Below are 15498 nucleotides of genomic sequence, written 5' to 3' on the forward strand. Positions count from 1 at the left end.
TCGGACCTTCTCTTATTGGTGGGGGGCAAGGATCAACCGCTCATCCTCTTTGAAAAAATGCTCATCGCAGTTATTGCCTGTGCCACTGCGATCAACCACCAGGAAGTCATCCCGCTTTTCGATCGTCAGCACCGGGTGGTGCCAGACGCCGCGATGGTAATTAATGCCCTGCCTGCCGTTGGTGACGAAGGCGCGGACCAAGCCTGATACAGGTGCATCGCCAATGGGCGCGACCACGATCAGAAAGGGGTTGCCGAGCAGCGGAATAAAGGCCTGGCTGCCCAGCGGGTGTCTTTCCAGCATGCACACGGTCAGCGGCATGTCCTGCGCGTCGGCGCGGAAGATGCTGATGATGGCGTGATCTTCTGGCGTGGCGGTTTCAACCGTCGCCAGTTTATGAAAGCGCATGGTCGAGCCGTTGTTGATCATGAAGTGATCGCTGCCATCGGTTTCGATAACGTCTCCGAAAGGGGCGAAGGCTTCTTTGGTCAAGGGTTCGATCATCAGTGTGCGCATGGCTGTCTTCTTATCCGAATGCTGTGTTGTTGGGGCTGTTGCTATCGCGGGCAAGCCCGCTCCCACATTTGGAATGCATTCCCCTGTGGGAGCGGGCTTGCCCGCGATTGGGTTCACCGCTTACTTAGCGACCTTGCCGAACACCCGCAGGCGGCTTACACCACCGTCCGGGAACACGTTGAGGCGGATGTGGGTGATCGGGCCCAGTGCCTTGATCTGCTCGGCGAAGGTGTGTTCGGCGTGCATTTCCAGCTTCTGTGCTGGCAGCAGTTCACGCCAGAACAGCGATTGGGTTTCGATCTGGCTGTCGGTACCGCCCTTGACGAACGCGCCCTGGATCGAGCACGTGTCCGGGTAGTTGCCCTTGAAGTGCAGGGTGTCGACCACTACTTTGTCGATCTCGCCGGCATGTCCCAACGCGACGATTACCCAGTCATTGCCTGGCGTGCGACGGCGCGCGGTTTCCCAGCCATCGCCCATGTTGATGCCACGGCCCGGGTTGAGGATGTTGCCCATGCGCCCGAAGTGCTCGTCGGAACACGCCAGGGCACGCCCGCCATTGAGGGAGGAGGCCAGGTCCACTTGTTCGTTGTCGCCCACGGCCGACCAGTCGCGGAACGGAATGCCGTACACGCGCAGACGGGCCACGCCACCATCCGGGTAGATGTTGAAGCGCAGGTGGCTGAACGCCTGGTCGTTGTTGATCTCGTGGAAGTGATGGCTGTTGCCCTGCAACTCCACGGCAGACAGCACTTCGACCCACTGGGTGTTGTCATCGGGCTCGCCGGTAGCCAGGAAGCAGCCTTCCAGGGACGCCGATGGCGGGAAGTTGCCGGTGAAGAATGAAGTGTCGATGTCCACGCCCTTGATCGAACCCGGTACGCCCAGGCGGATCACTGCGCTGTCGAAGCCTTCGAAGCGCTTGCGGCGTGACTCCCAGCCGTCCATCCACTTGCCGTTATCATCGAAAACGCCCTCCTTCCATACGGCCGGGGTCGGCTGGAACAGTCGGTTGGCGTCGGCGAACCAGTCATCGGTCACCGAGATGATCTTGGTGCCCAGGCGGGCGTCGGCCAGGTTGACGAACTTTTCGAAAGGTACGGCGTAAGCTTTCATTCTTCTTGTCTGCCTTAGATAGAGTGGCTGGGGATGGTCGTTTAGAGGGTCAATAAACGGAACAACGCGATCTTGTTGATCTCTGCCAGCGCGCACTTGAACTCGGTGTCGACCGGGTTGTGGATGCGCGTTTCAAACGCGGCGAGGATCTGATGCCGGTTGCTGCCTTTTACCGCCATGATGAAGGGAAACTTGAACTTGGCCTTGTAGGCGTCGTTCAGCTCGGTGAAGCGAGAAAACTCTTCGGCCGTGCATTGGTGGATACCGGCGCCAGCTTGTTCATTCGTGCTGGCTTCGGTCAGTTGGCCCTGGACGGCAGCTTTGCCCGCCAGGTCCGGGTGAGCGTTGATCAGGGCCAGTTGCCTGGTGTGATCGGCGCTCAATAGGATATCGCTCATGCGCTGGTGCAGGGTTTCGATCTCGTCGATCGAGGCGTCCTGGCCCAGGTCGAAGGCCTTTTCGGCCACCCATGGCGAGTGTTCGTAGATATCGGCAAAGGCTGCGACGAATGCGTCGCGGCCGAGGGTCGATGGTTTCAAGGTCTGGAAAGCAGTCATTTGGCGGCTCCCTGGAAAGGGTGGACGTCATGCCAGTGGCGGGCAATATCGACGCGGCGGGCGAACCACACCTGGTCATGGCCCTTGGCGTATTCGATAAAGCGCTTGAGTGCAGCCAGGCGCGCCGGGCGGCCGATCAGGCGGCAATGCAGGCCGATGGACAGCATCTTCGGCGCCTCTGCCCCTTCGGCATACAGCACGTCGAACGCGTCTTTGAGGTACTCGAAAAAGTCATCGCCCTTGTTGAACCCCTGGACCTGGGTAAAGCGCATGTCGTTGGTGTCCAGGGTGTAGGGGATCACCAGGTGCGGCTTGCCAGTGGGGTTGTTGGGTTCCCAGTAGGGCAGGTCGTCGTCATAGGTGTCGCAGTCATACAGAAAGCCACCTTCCTCCATCACCAGCCGCCGCGTATTGGGGCCGGTGCGCCCGGTGTACCAGCCCAGCGGGCGCTCGCCGGTCAGCTCGGTGAGGATGCGGATGGCCTCGAGCATGTGCTCACGCTCCTGGGCCTCGTCCATGTACTGGTAGTCGATCCAGCGGTAGCCGTGGCTGCAGATCTCATGGCCGGCGGCGACCATCGCGCGGATCACCTCGGGGTGGCGCTGGGCGGCCATGGCCACGGCGAAGATGGTCAGCGGAATGTCGAATTCCTTGAACAGCTTGAGGATGCGCCACACGCCGGCACGGCTGCCGTATTCGTACAGCGACTCCATGCTCATGTTGCGTGCGCCTTGCAGCGGTTGGGCCGAGACCATTTCCGAGAGGAAGGCTTCGGACTCTTTGTCGCCATGCAGGATATTGCGCTCACCGCCTTCTTCGTAATTGAGTACGAACGACAGGGCGATACGCGCCTTGCCAGGCCAGTGTGGGTGCGCAGGGTTACTGCCGTAACCGATCAGGTCGCGTGGGTAGTCAGCGCTCACTGCAGTCTTCCTTCTTGTTCGTGATCAAGGGTGTGGCGGCTGTTGCGTCACAGCGATGGACTGATTGTATACAACTTAATGCTCACTTTGTAAGCCTGTATTTTTGCATTTTTTCCAGGCGGTCGCCTCGACCTATCCTTGCAAGAAACTTGCCCGACTGGTCAACTAAAATATGCAAACCTACGACGCAGCTTTACTGTAGGCCCTGGCTTGCCGACGATGGCCAACGTCGAGTGACGGCATTGCTGAGGGATACACCGGCACGGTCGACAAGCCTGCTGCTGCAGGGGGGAAGGGGATTTGTTGAATTTATTGTGTACAATTTTTTTGAAAAGTGTCTTAATCAGCCATCGCCGGCTTTTCAGTGCCCCGCAAAGGTGCGGCCGCTTATTAACTGATGACTTGGGAGCTCCGATCCATGGGACGACTGACCACACACGTACTGGACGCCGCGCACGGCTGCCCAGGCAGCGCCATCAAGGTTGAACTGTATCGCGTCGAAGGCGCCCAGCTGGAACTGGTCGCCAGCACCCTGACCAACAGCGATGGCCGTTGCGACGCCCCGTTGCTGCAAGGTGATGACTACCGCAGTGGTGTCTACCAGTTGCAGTTCAGTGCCGGGGATTACTACCGCGCCCGTGGTGTGCAATTACCCCAGCCGGCGTTTCTCGATGTGGTGGTGCTGCGCTTTGGCATCAGCGCCGAACAGGATCACTACCATGTGCCCCTGCTGATTTCGCCCTACAGCTACTCCACCTATCGCGGTAGCTGAGTCGTCACCTGGCTTCACACCCCCAAATGCTCTTCGTTGGTTTCGCCCGCGCACACTGCGGGCTTTTTTTTGCCCGCAAAAAGGCGGGTCATGAGCCAATGCCAGCGAACCAGAGGAACCCTTGTGGGAGCTGTCGAGCCCCGGCGAGGCTACGATGGCGTCGGCACAGCCAGCATTGATGTTGGCTGACCCACCGCTATCGCAGCCTCGCCGGGGCTCGACAGCTCCCACAGGGTTGTGTATTAGCCCCTGAGCAGCGACGCCGCCCCAGCGCTGCCAAACAGCCCGGCACTGAAGCGATTGAACCAGCTCTGGCCCTTGCCGGTGCGCAGGTAGCGCGCGGCGCCGTGGGCACCCAGGCCATAGGCCAGTTTGCACAGCAGGTCCAGCACGGTCCAGGTGGCGATCATGATCAGCAGTTGTGGCAGGAACGGTTGCTGGCTGCTGAGAAACTGCGGCAGGAAGGCGGCGAAAAACAGAATGTCCTTGGGGTTGCTGGCGCCCAGCACAAACGCCCGGCCAAACAGTGCACGAAAACGCGGCACAGGCGCTGCGTCCGGTACCACGGCGCCCTTGGACGGCAGGCGCGATTGCTGCCAGCTCTGCCAGGCGAGGTAGAACAAGTACAGCGCACCGACGATCTTCAGGGCGCTGAACAACTGCTCCGACGCCAGCAACAGCGCGCCCAGGCCCAGGGCCGAGGCGCTCAACAGGCAGATCGAGGCGAACACCCCGCCCAGAAACGCCGGATACGAACGGCGCAGGCCGTAGTTCAGGCTGTTGCTGATCATCAGCAGCGACAGCGGCCCCGGAATCAGGATCACGATCAAAGCAGCGCCGCTGAACAGCAGCCAGGTTTCCACGCTCATTACATTCCTCCATACATGCAAAAGCCCCACCCGGAGGTGAGGCGGTTTTCGCCAGCTTTCGCGTTACAGGAACACAAACTTGGCGATGAAAATCGCGCACAGCACCCACAGGCTGATGGAAATCTGTTTGTACTTGCCCGTGCCGGCCTTGAGCGCCACGTAGGTGATAAAGCCCAGAGCGATGCCGTCGGCGACCGAGAAGGTCAGGGGCATCATGATTGCCGTGACAATCGCCGGAATGCTGTCGGTGGCGTCGTCCCATTCGATATGGGCCATGCCGCTCATCATCAGCATCGCTACATAAATCAGCGCACCGGCCGTGGCATACGCAGGAATCATGCCCGCCAGCGGGGCGAAAAACATCGCCGCCACAAACAGCACGCCCACGGTCACGGCCGTCAGCCCGGTGCGCCCACCGGCCGCCACACCCGCAGCGCTTTCCACGTAACTGGTGACCGGCGGCACACCGACCACCGCGCCAAACACGCTGGAAGCACTGTCGGCTTTCAAGGCCCGCGAGAGGTTTTCGATCTTGCCATCGGCCTTCACCAGGCCTGCACGCTGGGCGACGCCCATCAAGGTGCCAGCGGTGTCGAACATGTGTACAAACAGGAAGGCGAATACCACGCTGATCATGCTCACGTTGAACACGCCCATCACGTCCATCGCCATCCAGGTGGGCGCCAGGCTCGGCGGTGCGGCAACGATACCCTGGTACTGCACCAGGCCCAGGCCCCAGCCGGCCAGGGTGACGGCGATGATGCTGATCAGGATCGCGCCGAACACCCGGTGATAGCTGAGGATCGCGATCAGCAGGAAGCACACGGCCGCCAGCAGCGGCGCCGGCTCATGCAGGGAACCGAGCTTGATCAGGGTGGCGGGGCTGGCCACGATGATGCCGGCGGTTTTCAGGCCGATCACCCCCAGGAACAGACCCACCCCGGCGCCCATGGCGTGGCGCAGGCTCACCGGGATGCTGTTGAGCAGCCATTCGCGGATGCGCGACAGCGTCAGGATCATGAAAAGCACGCCGGAGATAAACACCGCACCCAGCGCGGTCTCCCAGGTGTAGCCCATGGTGCCGACCACGGTGTAGGTAAAAAACGCATTCAAGCCCATGCCCGGCGCCAGGCCGACCGGCCAGTTGGCGTACAGGCCCATCAACAGGCAACCGAGCGCGGCGGCGATACAGGTCGCGACAAAGGCGGCGCCGTGGTCGATGCCGGCGTCGGCCATGATGTTGGGGTTGACGAAAATGATGTAGGCCATGGTGATAAACGTGGTGAGGCCGGCGATCAGTTCGGTCTTCACTGTGGTGCCATGCAGGCTGAGTTTGAACAGGCGTTCCAGCCAACCCTGCTTTGTGGTCGCAAGATGCGGCGGACTGAGGTCCAGGGTCGGGGCGTCGGATTTATGGCTTTCCACAGCAAGTACTCCTCAAGAGTTTTATTGTTATTTCCAGCGCCGGACACATGAGTGGGGCAGCGGCGCTTTGAGGTACCAGCGGGCTTTGTTGACCAGTAGGTCAGGAACTCGCACGAAGCGAATTATGCTTTTGTATACAAATAAAGCAAATAATGTTTGCGATTATGTGTGCAAAAAAGATGAAAGGCCAATTTCAAGGCAGGGTCAGCGCCTTGTTCACCGCCAGCCAACCATTCACCGCGTCCTCGCCGGCTTCGGCAAAGGCGCGCTGCAGCAACTTGACTTGCTCGCGGCGCAGGGTGTGTTCGAAGCGCTGGCCTTCCTCGGTCAAGTGCAGCAGGCGCTTACGTTTGTCGGTGTCCGAGGCCACGCTGTCGACCAGGTGCATTTCCTGCAATTGGCGCAACGGCATATTCAGCGCCTGCTTGCTCACCCCCAGCAGTTCCAGCAGTTGTTTGACGCTCAAGGCCGGGTAGCGGGCGATAAAAAACACAATGCGCTGATGCACCCGGCTCAAGCCTCGGCGCTCCAGCATTTCATCGGCCTTGGCGGTAAAGGCCTGGTAGCCGAAGAAGAACGCTTCCATGGCGGCTTGCTGCGAGGTCTGGTTTTTAAGGTCAAGCATATTGACGTATCTACCTGGGTCGTCGTAATTTTGGTCAACCAGTTTGACGTATTTTCCCCAGGCTTTGCTACCGGTGACCCCATGGCTTTCTCAGAACGTGTTTCGCGCCTTAAAAGCTCCTTGATCCGTGAAATCCTCGCGGCGGCCCAGCGCCCGCAGGTCATGTCATTTGCCGGTGGCCTGCCAGCCGAAGCCATGCTGCCGGCGCTGGATTGGCAAGCTATGCCACCGGCCATGGGCCAGTACGGCATGAGTGAAGGCGAGCCGCAATTGCGCGAGTTGCTGGCGGCCGAAGCGCGGGCGCTGGGGGTGGCCTGCGATGCCAGCCAGGTCCTGGTGGTCAGCGGCTCGCAGCAAACCCTGGACCTGGCGGCCAAGCTGTATATCGACCAAGGCACGCAGATCCTGCTGGAGGGCCCGACCTACCTGGCCGCCCTGCAGATCTTCCAACTGTTCGGCGCCGATTGCCTGACCGTGGAACTGGAAGCCGATGGCCCGGACCTGACGGCACTGCGCAGCCGCCTGGAACGCCATCGCCCGGCGTTCATCTACCTGATCCCGACCTTCCAGAACCCCTCGGCGGTGCGCTACAGCGAAGCCAAGCGCGATGCGGTAGCGGCGCTGCTGGATGAGTTCGGCGTGACCCTGATCGAAGACGAGCCCTACCGCGAGCTGACCTTCGACGGCGGCAGTGCGCGGCCGATTGTCAGCCGGTTACGCAAGGCCAGTTGGATCTACACTGGCACCGTATCCAAGACCTTGCTCCCCGGTTTACGGGTCGGCTACCTGATCGCCAGCCCCGACCTGTTTCCCCACCTGCTCAAGCTCAAGCAGTCGGCGGACCTGCACACCAACCGCGTCGGCCAGTGGCAGGCCATGCAGTGGATCGGCACCGAGCGCTACCAGCAACACCTGGGGCAATTGCGCAGTTTTTACCGTGAGCGGCGCGATGGATTCCAGCTGGCACTGACGCGGCATTTCCAGGAACTGGCGGACTGGCAAGTGCCCCAGGGTGGATTATTCTTCTGGCTGACCTTGAAACAGCCCCTCGATACCCGCACTTTATTGGCACCAGCGCTCGACCAGGACGTGGCGTTCATGCCCGGTGAACCGTTCTTTTCCGAGCCGGACCAGCACCACGGGCACCTGCGGCTCAATTTCAGCCACATCGACCCGATGCGCCTGGACGAAGGTCTCAAGCGTCTCGCGGCGGTGATCCGTCAAGCACAGCTCGCGCAAGCGGCATAAGGGGAGCTTCATGTACAAGGTTTATGGCGATTACCGCTCGGGCAACTGCTACAAGGTCAAGTTGATGCTCAACCTGCTCGGCATCGCATACGAGTGGGTGAATGTCGATATTTTGAACGGCGACACCCAGACCGCCGAGTTCCTGGCGAAGAACCCCAACGGCAAGATCCCGGTCCTGGAGCTCGAAGACGGCACCTGCCTGTGGGAATCCAACGCCATCCTCAACTTCCTCGCCGACGGCAGCGAGTTCCTGCCCAGCGAACCGCGCCTGCGCACCCAGGTGTTGCAGTGGCAGTTTTTCGAGCAGTACAGCCATGAACCGTACATTGCCGTGGCGCGGTTTATCCAGCTTTACCTGGGGCTGCCGGAGGATCGGCTGGAGGAGTACAAGACCACCCATAAAGGCGGCTACAAGGCGCTGAGGGTCATGGAAAAACAGCTGCAAGCCACGCCATACCTGGTGGGCGACCAGTATTCGATCGCCGACATTGCGCTGTATGCCTACACCCATGTGGCCCATGAGGGTGGTTTTGACCTGAGCCCTTATCCGGCCGTACAAGCCTGGCTTGCGCGCGTGGCCAGCCATCCCCGGCATGTGCCGATGCTCGACTGATAGGCGCGACCTAAATGTGGGAGCGGGCTTGCCCGCGATGGCGGAGGGTCAGTTGTCGAATAATTGACTGACACACCGCCATCGCGAGCACGCCCGTTCCCACATGTGCACTGCGTTTTCTGTCAGATCGCGGCGAAGCGCTTGTCCAGGTAGTCGATGATCACCTTGGAGTCATACATCCAGGTGGTCTGGCCATTTTCTTCGATGCGCAGGCACGGCACCTTGATCTTGCCGCCTTGGGTAAGCAATGTTTGGCGGTCTTGCTCGTTGTTCTTCGCATCCTTGAGCGCCACCGACACATTCAGGCGGTGCAGGGTGCGGCGGGTTTTCACGCAGAACGGGCAGGCGTGGAATTGGTACAGGGTCAGGCCCTTGGCCGCTTCATTGACCTGTGCCTGTTGCTCGGCGGGGCGCTGCTTTTTACGCGGGCGGGTAAGTAAGTCGCCCGCGATGATGACGTGGCCGAGGCCCACTCGAAGTGCTTTGACGAACATGGCTGAAACCTCTTGCCCAGGACAGAAGGGGCCGCAGCTTACCTGATTTTTACAGGCGAAAAAAAACCGGCGATGAATGCCGGTTTTTTCTGACGCAGCCTGTTACTTGATCAGGCTGAGGAACTCGCTGCGGGTCGCCGCGTTTTCGCGGAACTCACCCAGCATCACCGAGGTGATCATCGACGAATTCTGTTTCTCCACACCGCGCATCATCATGCACATGTGCTTGGCCTCGATCACCACGGCAACGCCCAGGGCACCGGTCACCTGCTGGACCGCTTCGGCGATCTGGCGGCTGAGGTTTTCCTGGATCTGCAGGCGACGGGCATACATATCGACAATCCGCGCGACCTTCGACAGGCCCAGGACCTTGCCGCTAGGGATATAGGCGACATGGGCCTTGCCGATGAACGGCAGCAGGTGGTGTTCGCACAGCGAGTACAACTCGATGTCCTTGACCAGCACCATTTCGCTGTTATCGGAGCTGAACAGGGCACCGTTGGTGACCTCTTCCAGGGTTTGCTCGTAGCCGCGGCAAAGGTACTGCATGGCCTTGGCGGCACGTTTTGGCGTGTCGAGCAGGCCCTCGCGGGAAACGTCCTCGCCGATTTGGCCGAGGATCGCTGTGTAATTCTGTTCCAAAGTCACAGGGCGGTATTCCGTATGGGTTTCAGAGCGGTACGGTTTCTGCCTGTACCAATTTTGTACCATTCAGGCTTTGTTCAAGCTTCCCGAGCTCGCTCCAATCTTCGCTGGAGTTTATCCATCGGGCGTAAGTGGACAGCAGCATTTGCACGCTGTGACCAAGCTGATTTGCTATGAACCCGAGGTTCATGCCTGCCATTAGGCACATAGTAGCGTACGTGTGCCGACAGTTGTATTGCCGACGGCTTCGGATCTTCAATTCTACCAGAGCCGCCTGGAAGTGTTTGTCGGTCACGCTGGCCTGCTGGATGTACTCAAAGTTCCTGGTCGGCGGGAACACATACGGCGATTGCTTGTGCTGGCGGCGGCTCTGCTTGGCTCGCAGTGCGGCGACTTTCTCCGCTTCTTCTATAGCATTCAGGGCTCGGCTGTTGAGCATCACCCGGCGGGACTCCCGGGTCTTGGTCCGCTCTTCGATCTTGTAGTCAGCAACAATTCTGCAGATATTGGCCACTCTGGCCTCTCTATCTACCTCACCCCAGCGCAACGCCGCTATCTCACCAGGCCGCATGCCGGTGTAAAACGCAAACTCAAAGTAGGCTGCGTACACCCGCATTGAACCGGTCAGCACCTGATACAGGTGCCCAATAACCCGATCTGCTTCCTCTACCGTAAACGGATCCACAGCCTTTTTTGCCTTCGTCGGCAGTTCAATTGAGTTTGCGGGGTTGCGCGTGAGCAGCTCATCCTTCACGGCCGTCTCAAGCAGTGTGGTAAGCCGCTGAATTGCCGACCGCTTGACGGTTGGCGACTTCCATTCTGTTTCGCTCACGATCTTTCTGAGCATCGGCGACGTGATTTGATCCATGGGGATCAGCGCCAGGTGGGGCATCCAGTAGAGGTTCAGCGAAATTCGGTAGTTTTTCCGGGTTCCGGTTACCACTTCCCGCCCATTTAGCCACGCCTGGGCATACTCCCCGAACAGTGGAGTGGCTGAATAAGTGGAGTATGTCGAGTTTGGGAACAGCTCGGCGTAACGCTGCTCGTCCATCACGCCGTGCTTAATCAGGCTGGTTACTGTAGCGCGAAGATCTGCGGCCGCTTTAATGCCCTTTGGCGTTTGGGGATAGGGGAGGGTTTCGCAGCGACGAAACTTCCAGGTGAAGCGAATCCGGACGGACTGTCCGGCAAGCTCAACGCCGGCGGGCATTCCCATTGGCTTTCTAGCCATTTCTCATATCTCCAAAAGCTATAGTAAATCTTCCCGTCATACTCATTCCAAACACCCCTGGGGATAACTCCCCGCTGACGCTTCCCTTCCAGGGCGCGCTTCGTGGTGCCGACGAGTAAGGCGAATTCCTTTTCCGGGATCTTGTCCGACCTGAGCGGTTCGTCCAGCTGTTCGGCTGCTGCCATGTCTACCTCCCGCCGCCCGCTGTAGGCCGCGCTGTCTTGATGATGTGGATGATGAAACCGAAGGTGAGCAGCATCCAGGCGACGGTGCCGGCGAATGCTGCGACCAGGGTCTGGTCGGTACCGGTGGAGAGCAGCTCCGGTACCTGCCAGAAAAACCAGAAGGTGGACCCCGCCACGTACAACACGATGGCCGTGATGAGCAGGGTGAGTTTCGTTGCGTACATGGGGTGTCCTTGCCGCGCTGGGCGGCAGAAGTTGATAGCGAAGTGCCTCGATGGCGAAGGGTGCGAATAGGAGCTACAAATACTGTTCAAACTGGCTCATGTGTCTGGGAGGGCGCGTGTCACACAATCTCGATGTTCCAGTCGTTCACGCCTATCGGGGGCATACGTTGTTTCTCAAGTTCGAATGGAGGCGACCAAACGATGACGTACCCGCATTTGCGAGAATCATCGAGCCGGCAGCCGTTGCTGGGTTGGGCGAAGTCGCCGCCGAGCTGACGGGTCCATGGCCTGATTATCCGGCGGCACTGGGTGACGCAATGGCAGCAGCGGAGCGATGGATCGACAGCCAGTTACCGTGAGTTCGCTCACCGGCAGGCATGTAGGGGAATTGGGGTTAGGGCTTGGCTGGGAACCACTCGGTGTCGTACTCGAACTGGGTCACGCGCTCGATTTCGATACTTGGCAGCTCGCGGCGGAACGTCTCGGTGCCGTAGGGCTTCTTCACGTAGTCCGCTGCCTCTTCCATGAACTTCGCTTTGAAGATGCGCAGCAGGTGGTCGGCGGCTTTCTCGTATTGATCTTCTGGGTAGTTGCCCACGCAAACACCGCCACGACAGACCCGCCAAACCACGCGCTTTGGCGTTGCCTCGGCAGCCTTGATCTTTTCGTCCATGGCGTCCCGGGCGAAGCGGAGCTGGTCAATAGTCAGCGCAGCAATCCAATCTGTGGTGCTGACGTGCTGGACGTGGCCCAGGTGGCACTTTATTTCGGGCATGCCGGGTTCCTTGCCGCTATAGCGGCTGACTTTGAAGGGGGAGGGGTTACAGGTTTTGCGGGAGGAGTACGGATGTACTCCTATCGGGATTTGAGAAACTCGCGCAACTGAGCGTCGGCGGCTTGCATGTCGGCCAACGAGCGAAACCCGATGTTGATGGCGTACTTTCCGCCGCCGGATTCAGTCGTGTGGAAACCGGTGATGAGCACGTCCAACGCTACCGGCGCGGGCTGCTCGGCCAACTTCGCCCGATGCTGCCACGCATCATGCGCAAGGCCGGTTTCGCGTTCGTAGTACAGGCCGATATCGCAAAGCCGAAGATCAACTTGAGACTGGGTGCGCGCCCATGCTTCGAACTGTTTGTTTTCTTTAGCTGGATCGTATGCTGACTGCTCGCCCTGGGGCTGGGCGGCCGGATTGTTGGCTGGCGCAGGTTCGGGCAGCCCGCACAAGTAATGGTCCATCTGCTCGCGGCAATCCTGCTCGGTGTAGCCGCAATCAGGGCAGCGTGGTGGCGCATCCAGCAGGGTGCGCAGTTCAGCAGCAAGCTGAACACTTGATGTTCCGATGTCGTCGGCGCGTAATGCAAGGTACTCAATTCCAGCAAGGGCAAGGCGCAGTGTGTGGCGCGGCACGCCGTCAATCGTTTGGTTGGTCATGGCTTGCTCTCACATTCATCGCAACGGTATTCGTTGCGGGGGATTAGGGGGCCGAACAGCCAGAAGCGCCGCGACATCCGCGTCACCTTCCAGAGTGCGCCCCATTCTTTGCATCGTGGGCAGGTTCCGTAGGCATGTGCCATCGCCATAAATCACCTCATCAAATCAGTTGTGCCAGTGCCAGCAGGCACCAGCAGTAGGCGGGGAGTTGGGTTAGGGCTGTTCGTTCGGCGTCAGTGGCGCAATCACATCCATCCGGAAAGAGGTTTCGGGGTACCGCTTTGTGAGTGCCCGAAGATCCGAACGCGCCTCGACGAAGTCCGAATACCGTGCCGCGAGCAGTGGGTCTGAGGTGGTTTGCAGCTCGTCGCCTTCGTCTTCGTCGCTTCGTACGCCCAGGAATCGGTCACCCAGCGCGAAGAACACCATGATCACGTAGTCATTTTTCATCGCCACGACCCTCTACTGGCTTGAGTGCGGCGCGCATTCGGGCGCGTAACCTCAGAACAGCGTCTAAGTCCAGCGGCTCACGCCCTACAGCATCCAGCACCTCGCCGACCAACCCCTCCAGCACATCCGCCCGCTCATCCGCTGCTGTCAGCAGGGCTTGCAGGGCGTCACGCTCGGCGGTTACCCGGTCGAAGTCGGCGGCGTAAACACATTCGTGGAAAGCCCCCTCAGGCTGGAACTCAATCTTGAAACGCTTCACTTCACTCATGACCCACCTCCAAATAATCAGAAATCACAACCGACGGCCTCTGTAGGCAACCGGCATAAACACAAAATTGCCTCGGTCATCTTGAATGACCGTCCACTCAGCATTGGTCAGTCGAGCCATTAGCTCGCTGAATCGGTATTGGCGGATCATGGGGTTCTCCAGGCGATGCTAGGCGGCGTCAGTCGTCGATCGATAGGATGGTGAATGCTGCTGCTGCCACTCGCGGAACTTGTCCATTGCCAAGGGCTTTAATTCTGTCCAGCCGGAAGGCCACCCCATCAGCCATTCGACCCACTCCGGGTTCAGTGGGCCACCGACGACTTGAGGCAGGCACTCGCCTGATTTGCTCCCGGTTCTTTCCATCCGGCTCTTTCCTGGATGTCGGTAATCCCTGCGGACCGGTGTTGGCCACAGCTTCACAGCTGCGCTCAGGCCCCATCCTGCGTTCTTGCTGCTTCCGGGCTGATTGTGATTGCCGTGCATCGTTATCGTTGGCCACAAGCCAACACCGGTCCCGCTGATGGGGCGCTCCGCAGTCGGATGCTGAAACAATGCACCACTGCGCGTCATACCCCATTTCGGCAAGGTCACCGAGGACCACGGCAAGTCCTCTTCCCACAAGCAAAGGTGAGTTTTCCAGGTAGACCTTTCGCGATCGTACTTCACCGATGATTCTCGCCATTTCACGCCAGAGCCCGGACCGAGCCCCGTCGATTCCGGCGCCAGTCCCGGCAGCTGATATGTCCTGACACGGGAATCCGCCAGAAACCACGTCAACAAGGCCGCGCCATGGCCTTCCGTCAAAACTGCACACGTCAGACCAAATCGGGAAAGCTGGGAGGGCTCCATCGTTTTGTCGTTGCGCCAGAACTTGTGCTGCGTAGGCATCACGCTCAACGGCGCAGACGGTGCGCCACCCGAGCAGGTGGCCGCCGAGTATTCCGCCGCCAGCGCCTGCGAAAAGAGCCAGCTCATTCATTTGAACTCCTGCGTTGGTAGGTTTTGGTCAGCGCAGCGTTGACGCTGTTGCCGCGCTTCAGCACGATGCGTGCGAGGGCTGCCCGGTCTTTGTGGCTATGGCTGGCCTGGCTGAGTAGGCCGAAGTAGCTGTTGGCGGGATTATTCGGCGCGACTCTTTCGGAAAGCTCTGGCATCACCAGTCGTGCCAAGCGCCTCATCAGTCGTCCAGCCTTTGCGGAGCCGGTTTTGTATGGTCTGCGACTTGATTCCAAGCTTTTCGGCCCACTCACTCAGGCCGAGCGTTTCGCCGCGGAAGGTGATCAGCTTATTGGTGGACTGATTGCGGGCCTGTTGAACCCGCGTTGCCCATCGGCAGTTGCCGGCCGAATAACCTTTGTTTCCGTCCTCACGATCCAGCGTGAAGCCTTGGCCTGGGCATTCACCCATATCCGCCAGGAAGCGCTCAAAGTCGTCCCACTCTGCGCAGATTCCGATTCCTGATCCACCATACTGCGGGTAGTTGCTCGCGTTCTTGTTCAGGCACCTGGCCCGCATTGACCGCCATCGCTTGTGCGTCAGGCTTCCGGTATGGCCGTGGGTGACGTGATTGTTTTTCTCTTTCCGAATACAGCCACAGCTTTGTGTTGCGCCGGAACGCATATTCCCCGCTACCCCTACGAATGCTGTTCCGCATGAGCAGATGCACTGAACGGATGAAGCGCTATCCCAGCGGGTAACGGTGAGTCGCCCGAATGTTTCGCCCGGTTCAAACTTTGCCATCGGTACAGATCCTCGGTGGGAATAGTGAATATAAGCGTTGTTGGCTGAGCGCTGCGACCTATCGTGCTATCTACGTCGCCGAGCCGAAGGCATAGCCGATCAGCAAGGAAACTGCGCAAGACCTGCCCGGACGCTTTAGACCGGCGGTATCTCTTGTGCGCAT

The 15498-nt window shown here is 59.6% G+C and carries 20 protein-coding genes and 1 pseudogene; 3 read left to right on the forward strand and 18 right to left on the reverse strand.

Annotation, left to right across the window (positions count from 1 at the left end):
- Positions 1-12 precede the first annotated feature (12 nt).
- The 4 genes from PSFL_RS03740 to puuE form a co-directional block, all read right to left on the reverse strand.
- A complete protein-coding gene (locus PSFL_RS03740; protein WP_057440701.1) occupies positions 13-516 on the reverse strand; it encodes an ureidoglycolate lyase in 504 nt (167 codons plus the stop codon).
- A gap of 120 nt (positions 517-636) precedes the next feature.
- The gene (gene alc / locus PSFL_RS03745) at positions 637-1632 is read right to left on the reverse strand and encodes an allantoicase (RefSeq protein WP_057440703.1); all 996 of its coding nucleotides are present in this window, start codon (positions 1630-1632) and stop codon (positions 637-639) included.
- A 41-nt stretch (positions 1633-1673) separates the two neighbouring features.
- The gene (gene uraD, locus PSFL_RS03750) at positions 1674-2189 is read right to left on the reverse strand and encodes a 2-oxo-4-hydroxy-4-carboxy-5-ureidoimidazoline decarboxylase (RefSeq protein WP_170059797.1); all 516 of its coding nucleotides are present in this window, start codon (positions 2187-2189) and stop codon (positions 1674-1676) included.
- A complete protein-coding gene (gene puuE / locus PSFL_RS03755; protein WP_057440707.1) occupies positions 2186-3112 on the reverse strand; it encodes an allantoinase PuuE in 927 nt (308 codons plus the stop codon). The genes uraD and puuE overlap by 4 nt, the downstream gene beginning before the upstream one ends.
- A 418-nt stretch (positions 3113-3530) precedes the next feature.
- Here puuE and uraH point away from each other — a divergent pair, with 418 nt between their 5' ends.
- A complete protein-coding gene (uraH, locus tag PSFL_RS03760; RefSeq protein WP_057440709.1) occupies positions 3531-3884 on the forward strand; it encodes a hydroxyisourate hydrolase in 354 nt (117 codons plus the stop codon).
- Between the two features lie 242 nt (positions 3885-4126).
- Here the strand turns inward: uraH and PSFL_RS03765 are convergent, their stop codons facing one another.
- From PSFL_RS03765 to PSFL_RS03775, 3 genes are all read right to left on the reverse strand, one after another.
- The gene (locus PSFL_RS03765; protein ID WP_057440711.1) at positions 4127-4753 is read right to left on the reverse strand and encodes a LysE family translocator; all 627 of its coding nucleotides are present in this window, start codon (positions 4751-4753) and stop codon (positions 4127-4129) included.
- A gap of 63 nt (positions 4754-4816) precedes the next feature.
- Positions 4817-6148, reverse strand: coding sequence for an NCS2 family permease (locus PSFL_RS03770; RefSeq protein ID WP_178112265.1), 1332 nt, complete (start codon positions 6146-6148; stop codon positions 4817-4819).
- 223 nt (positions 6149-6371) lie between these two features.
- Positions 6372-6803: a MarR family winged helix-turn-helix transcriptional regulator gene (locus PSFL_RS03775; RefSeq protein ID WP_273871964.1), complete on the reverse strand. Its 432-nt coding sequence runs from the start codon at positions 6801-6803 to the stop codon at positions 6372-6374.
- 81 nt (positions 6804-6884) lie between these two features.
- Between PSFL_RS03775 and PSFL_RS03780 the strand changes: the two genes are divergently transcribed.
- Together PSFL_RS03780 and PSFL_RS03785 are read left to right on the forward strand one after the other, a co-directional pair.
- Positions 6885-8051: a PLP-dependent aminotransferase family protein gene (locus PSFL_RS03780; RefSeq protein ID WP_397469689.1), complete on the forward strand. Its 1167-nt coding sequence runs from the start codon at positions 6885-6887 to the stop codon at positions 8049-8051.
- A gap of 10 nt (positions 8052-8061) precedes the next feature.
- Positions 8062-8664: a glutathione S-transferase family protein gene (locus PSFL_RS03785; RefSeq protein ID WP_057440718.1), complete on the forward strand. Its 603-nt coding sequence runs from the start codon at positions 8062-8064 to the stop codon at positions 8662-8664.
- 122 nt (positions 8665-8786) lie between these two features.
- Here the strand turns inward: PSFL_RS03785 and PSFL_RS03790 are convergent, their stop codons facing one another.
- The 11 genes and pseudogenes from PSFL_RS03790 to PSFL_RS03840 all read right to left on the reverse strand — a co-directional run bounded on the left by PSFL_RS03790 (position 8787) and on the right by PSFL_RS03840 (position 15335).
- A complete protein-coding gene (locus tag PSFL_RS03790) occupies positions 8787-9158 on the reverse strand; it encodes a glutathione S-transferase N-terminal domain-containing protein (RefSeq protein ID WP_115127731.1) in 372 nt (123 codons plus the stop codon).
- Between the two features lie 102 nt (positions 9159-9260).
- Positions 9261-9806 (reverse strand): GTP cyclohydrolase I FolE, encoded by a 546-nt coding sequence (gene folE, locus PSFL_RS03795; RefSeq protein WP_029300367.1) that lies wholly within the window; start codon positions 9804-9806, stop codon positions 9261-9263.
- A 22-nt stretch (positions 9807-9828) separates the two neighbouring features.
- Positions 9829-11034 carry a tyrosine-type recombinase/integrase gene (locus PSFL_RS03800; protein WP_198792475.1) on the reverse strand — a complete coding sequence of 402 codons (1206 nt, stop codon included), beginning with the start codon at positions 11032-11034 and terminating at the stop codon, positions 9829-9831.
- A 187-nt stretch (positions 11035-11221) separates the two neighbouring features.
- Positions 11222-11443 (reverse strand): hypothetical protein, encoded by a 222-nt coding sequence (locus PSFL_RS03805; protein WP_128593489.1) that lies wholly within the window; start codon positions 11441-11443, stop codon positions 11222-11224.
- A 394-nt stretch (positions 11444-11837) separates the two neighbouring features.
- Positions 11838-12218, reverse strand: coding sequence for a hypothetical protein (locus PSFL_RS03810; protein ID WP_397469690.1), 381 nt, complete (start codon positions 12216-12218; stop codon positions 11838-11840).
- A gap of 80 nt (positions 12219-12298) precedes the next feature.
- Positions 12299-12877, reverse strand: a complete 579-nt coding sequence (locus PSFL_RS03815; RefSeq protein ID WP_397469691.1) for a hypothetical protein — start codon at positions 12875-12877, stop codon at positions 12299-12301.
- Between the two features lie 213 nt (positions 12878-13090).
- Positions 13091-13327 (reverse strand): hypothetical protein, encoded by a 237-nt coding sequence (locus tag PSFL_RS03820; RefSeq protein WP_397469692.1) that lies wholly within the window; start codon positions 13325-13327, stop codon positions 13091-13093.
- Positions 13317-13595 (reverse strand): hypothetical protein, encoded by a 279-nt coding sequence (locus tag PSFL_RS03825; RefSeq protein ID WP_397469693.1) that lies wholly within the window; start codon positions 13593-13595, stop codon positions 13317-13319. The genes PSFL_RS03820 and PSFL_RS03825 overlap by 11 nt, the downstream gene beginning before the upstream one ends.
- A gap of 178 nt (positions 13596-13773) precedes the next feature.
- Positions 13774-14574 carry a DNA cytosine methyltransferase gene (locus PSFL_RS03830; protein ID WP_397469694.1) on the reverse strand — a complete coding sequence of 267 codons (801 nt, stop codon included), beginning with the start codon at positions 14572-14574 and terminating at the stop codon, positions 13774-13776.
- Positions 14567-14710: pseudogene (locus tag PSFL_RS03835) on the reverse strand (reverse transcriptase); the annotation flags it as partial. The pseudogene PSFL_RS03835 and the gene PSFL_RS03830, both read right to left, overlap by 8 nt.
- A gap of 4 nt (positions 14711-14714) precedes the next feature.
- On the reverse strand, positions 14715-15335 hold the full coding sequence (locus tag PSFL_RS03840; protein ID WP_397469695.1) for a hypothetical protein: 621 nt from the start codon (positions 15333-15335) through the stop codon (positions 14715-14717).
- Positions 15336-15498 lie beyond the last annotated feature (163 nt).

This window comes from Pseudomonas sp. DD1 (genome assembly GCF_044510355.1).
In the GTDB taxonomy this organism is placed as follows: Bacteria; Pseudomonadota; Gammaproteobacteria; order Pseudomonadales; family Pseudomonadaceae; genus Aquipseudomonas; species Aquipseudomonas shahriarae.

What these genes read in the sequence shown, in the direction of transcription:
- PSFL_RS03815 (WP_397469691.1), bottom strand. Translation starts at nt 12,877, where the DNA reads ATGACCAACCAAACGATTGACGGCGTGCCGCGCCACACACTGCGCCTT.
- PSFL_RS03805 (WP_128593489.1), bottom strand. Translation starts at nt 11,443, where the DNA reads ATGTACGCAACGAAACTCACCCTGCTCATCACGGCCATCGTGTTGTAC.
- PSFL_RS03800 (WP_198792475.1), bottom strand. Translation starts at nt 11,034, where the DNA reads ATGGCTAGAAAGCCAATGGGAATGCCCGCCGGCGTTGAGCTTGCCGGA.
- PSFL_RS03840 (WP_397469695.1), bottom strand. Translation starts at nt 15,335, where the DNA reads ATGGCAAAGTTTGAACCGGGCGAAACATTCGGGCGACTCACCGTTACC.
- PSFL_RS03825 (WP_397469693.1), bottom strand. Translation starts at nt 13,595, where the DNA reads ATGAGTGAAGTGAAGCGTTTCAAGATTGAGTTCCAGCCTGAGGGGGCT.
- PSFL_RS03790 (WP_115127731.1), bottom strand. Translation starts at nt 9,158, where the DNA reads ATGTTCGTCAAAGCACTTCGAGTGGGCCTCGGCCACGTCATCATCGCG.
- PSFL_RS03830 (WP_397469694.1), bottom strand. Translation starts at nt 14,574, where the DNA reads ATGAATGAGCTGGCTCTTTTCGCAGGCGCTGGCGGCGGAATACTCGGC.
- PSFL_RS03765 (WP_057440711.1), bottom strand. Translation starts at nt 4,753, where the DNA reads ATGAGCGTGGAAACCTGGCTGCTGTTCAGCGGCGCTGCTTTGATCGTG.
- uraH (WP_057440709.1), top strand. Translation starts at nt 3,531, where the DNA reads ATGGGACGACTGACCACACACGTACTGGACGCCGCGCACGGCTGCCCA.
- uraD (WP_170059797.1), bottom strand. Translation starts at nt 2,189, where the DNA reads ATGACTGCTTTCCAGACCTTGAAACCATCGACCCTCGGCCGCGACGCA.
- PSFL_RS03820 (WP_397469692.1), bottom strand. Translation starts at nt 13,327, where the DNA reads ATGAAAAATGACTACGTGATCATGGTGTTCTTCGCGCTGGGTGACCGA.
- PSFL_RS03740 (WP_057440701.1), bottom strand. Translation starts at nt 516, where the DNA reads ATGCGCACACTGATGATCGAACCCTTGACCAAAGAAGCCTTCGCCCCT.
- PSFL_RS03785 (WP_057440718.1), top strand. Translation starts at nt 8,062, where the DNA reads ATGTACAAGGTTTATGGCGATTACCGCTCGGGCAACTGCTACAAGGTC.
- alc (WP_057440703.1), bottom strand. Translation starts at nt 1,632, where the DNA reads ATGAAAGCTTACGCCGTACCTTTCGAAAAGTTCGTCAACCTGGCCGAC.
- PSFL_RS03780 (WP_397469689.1), top strand. Translation starts at nt 6,885, where the DNA reads ATGGCTTTCTCAGAACGTGTTTCGCGCCTTAAAAGCTCCTTGATCCGT.
- PSFL_RS03810 (WP_397469690.1), bottom strand. Translation starts at nt 12,218, where the DNA reads ATGCCCGAAATAAAGTGCCACCTGGGCCACGTCCAGCACGTCAGCACC.
- PSFL_RS03775 (WP_273871964.1), bottom strand. Translation starts at nt 6,803, where the DNA reads ATGCTTGACCTTAAAAACCAGACCTCGCAGCAAGCCGCCATGGAAGCG.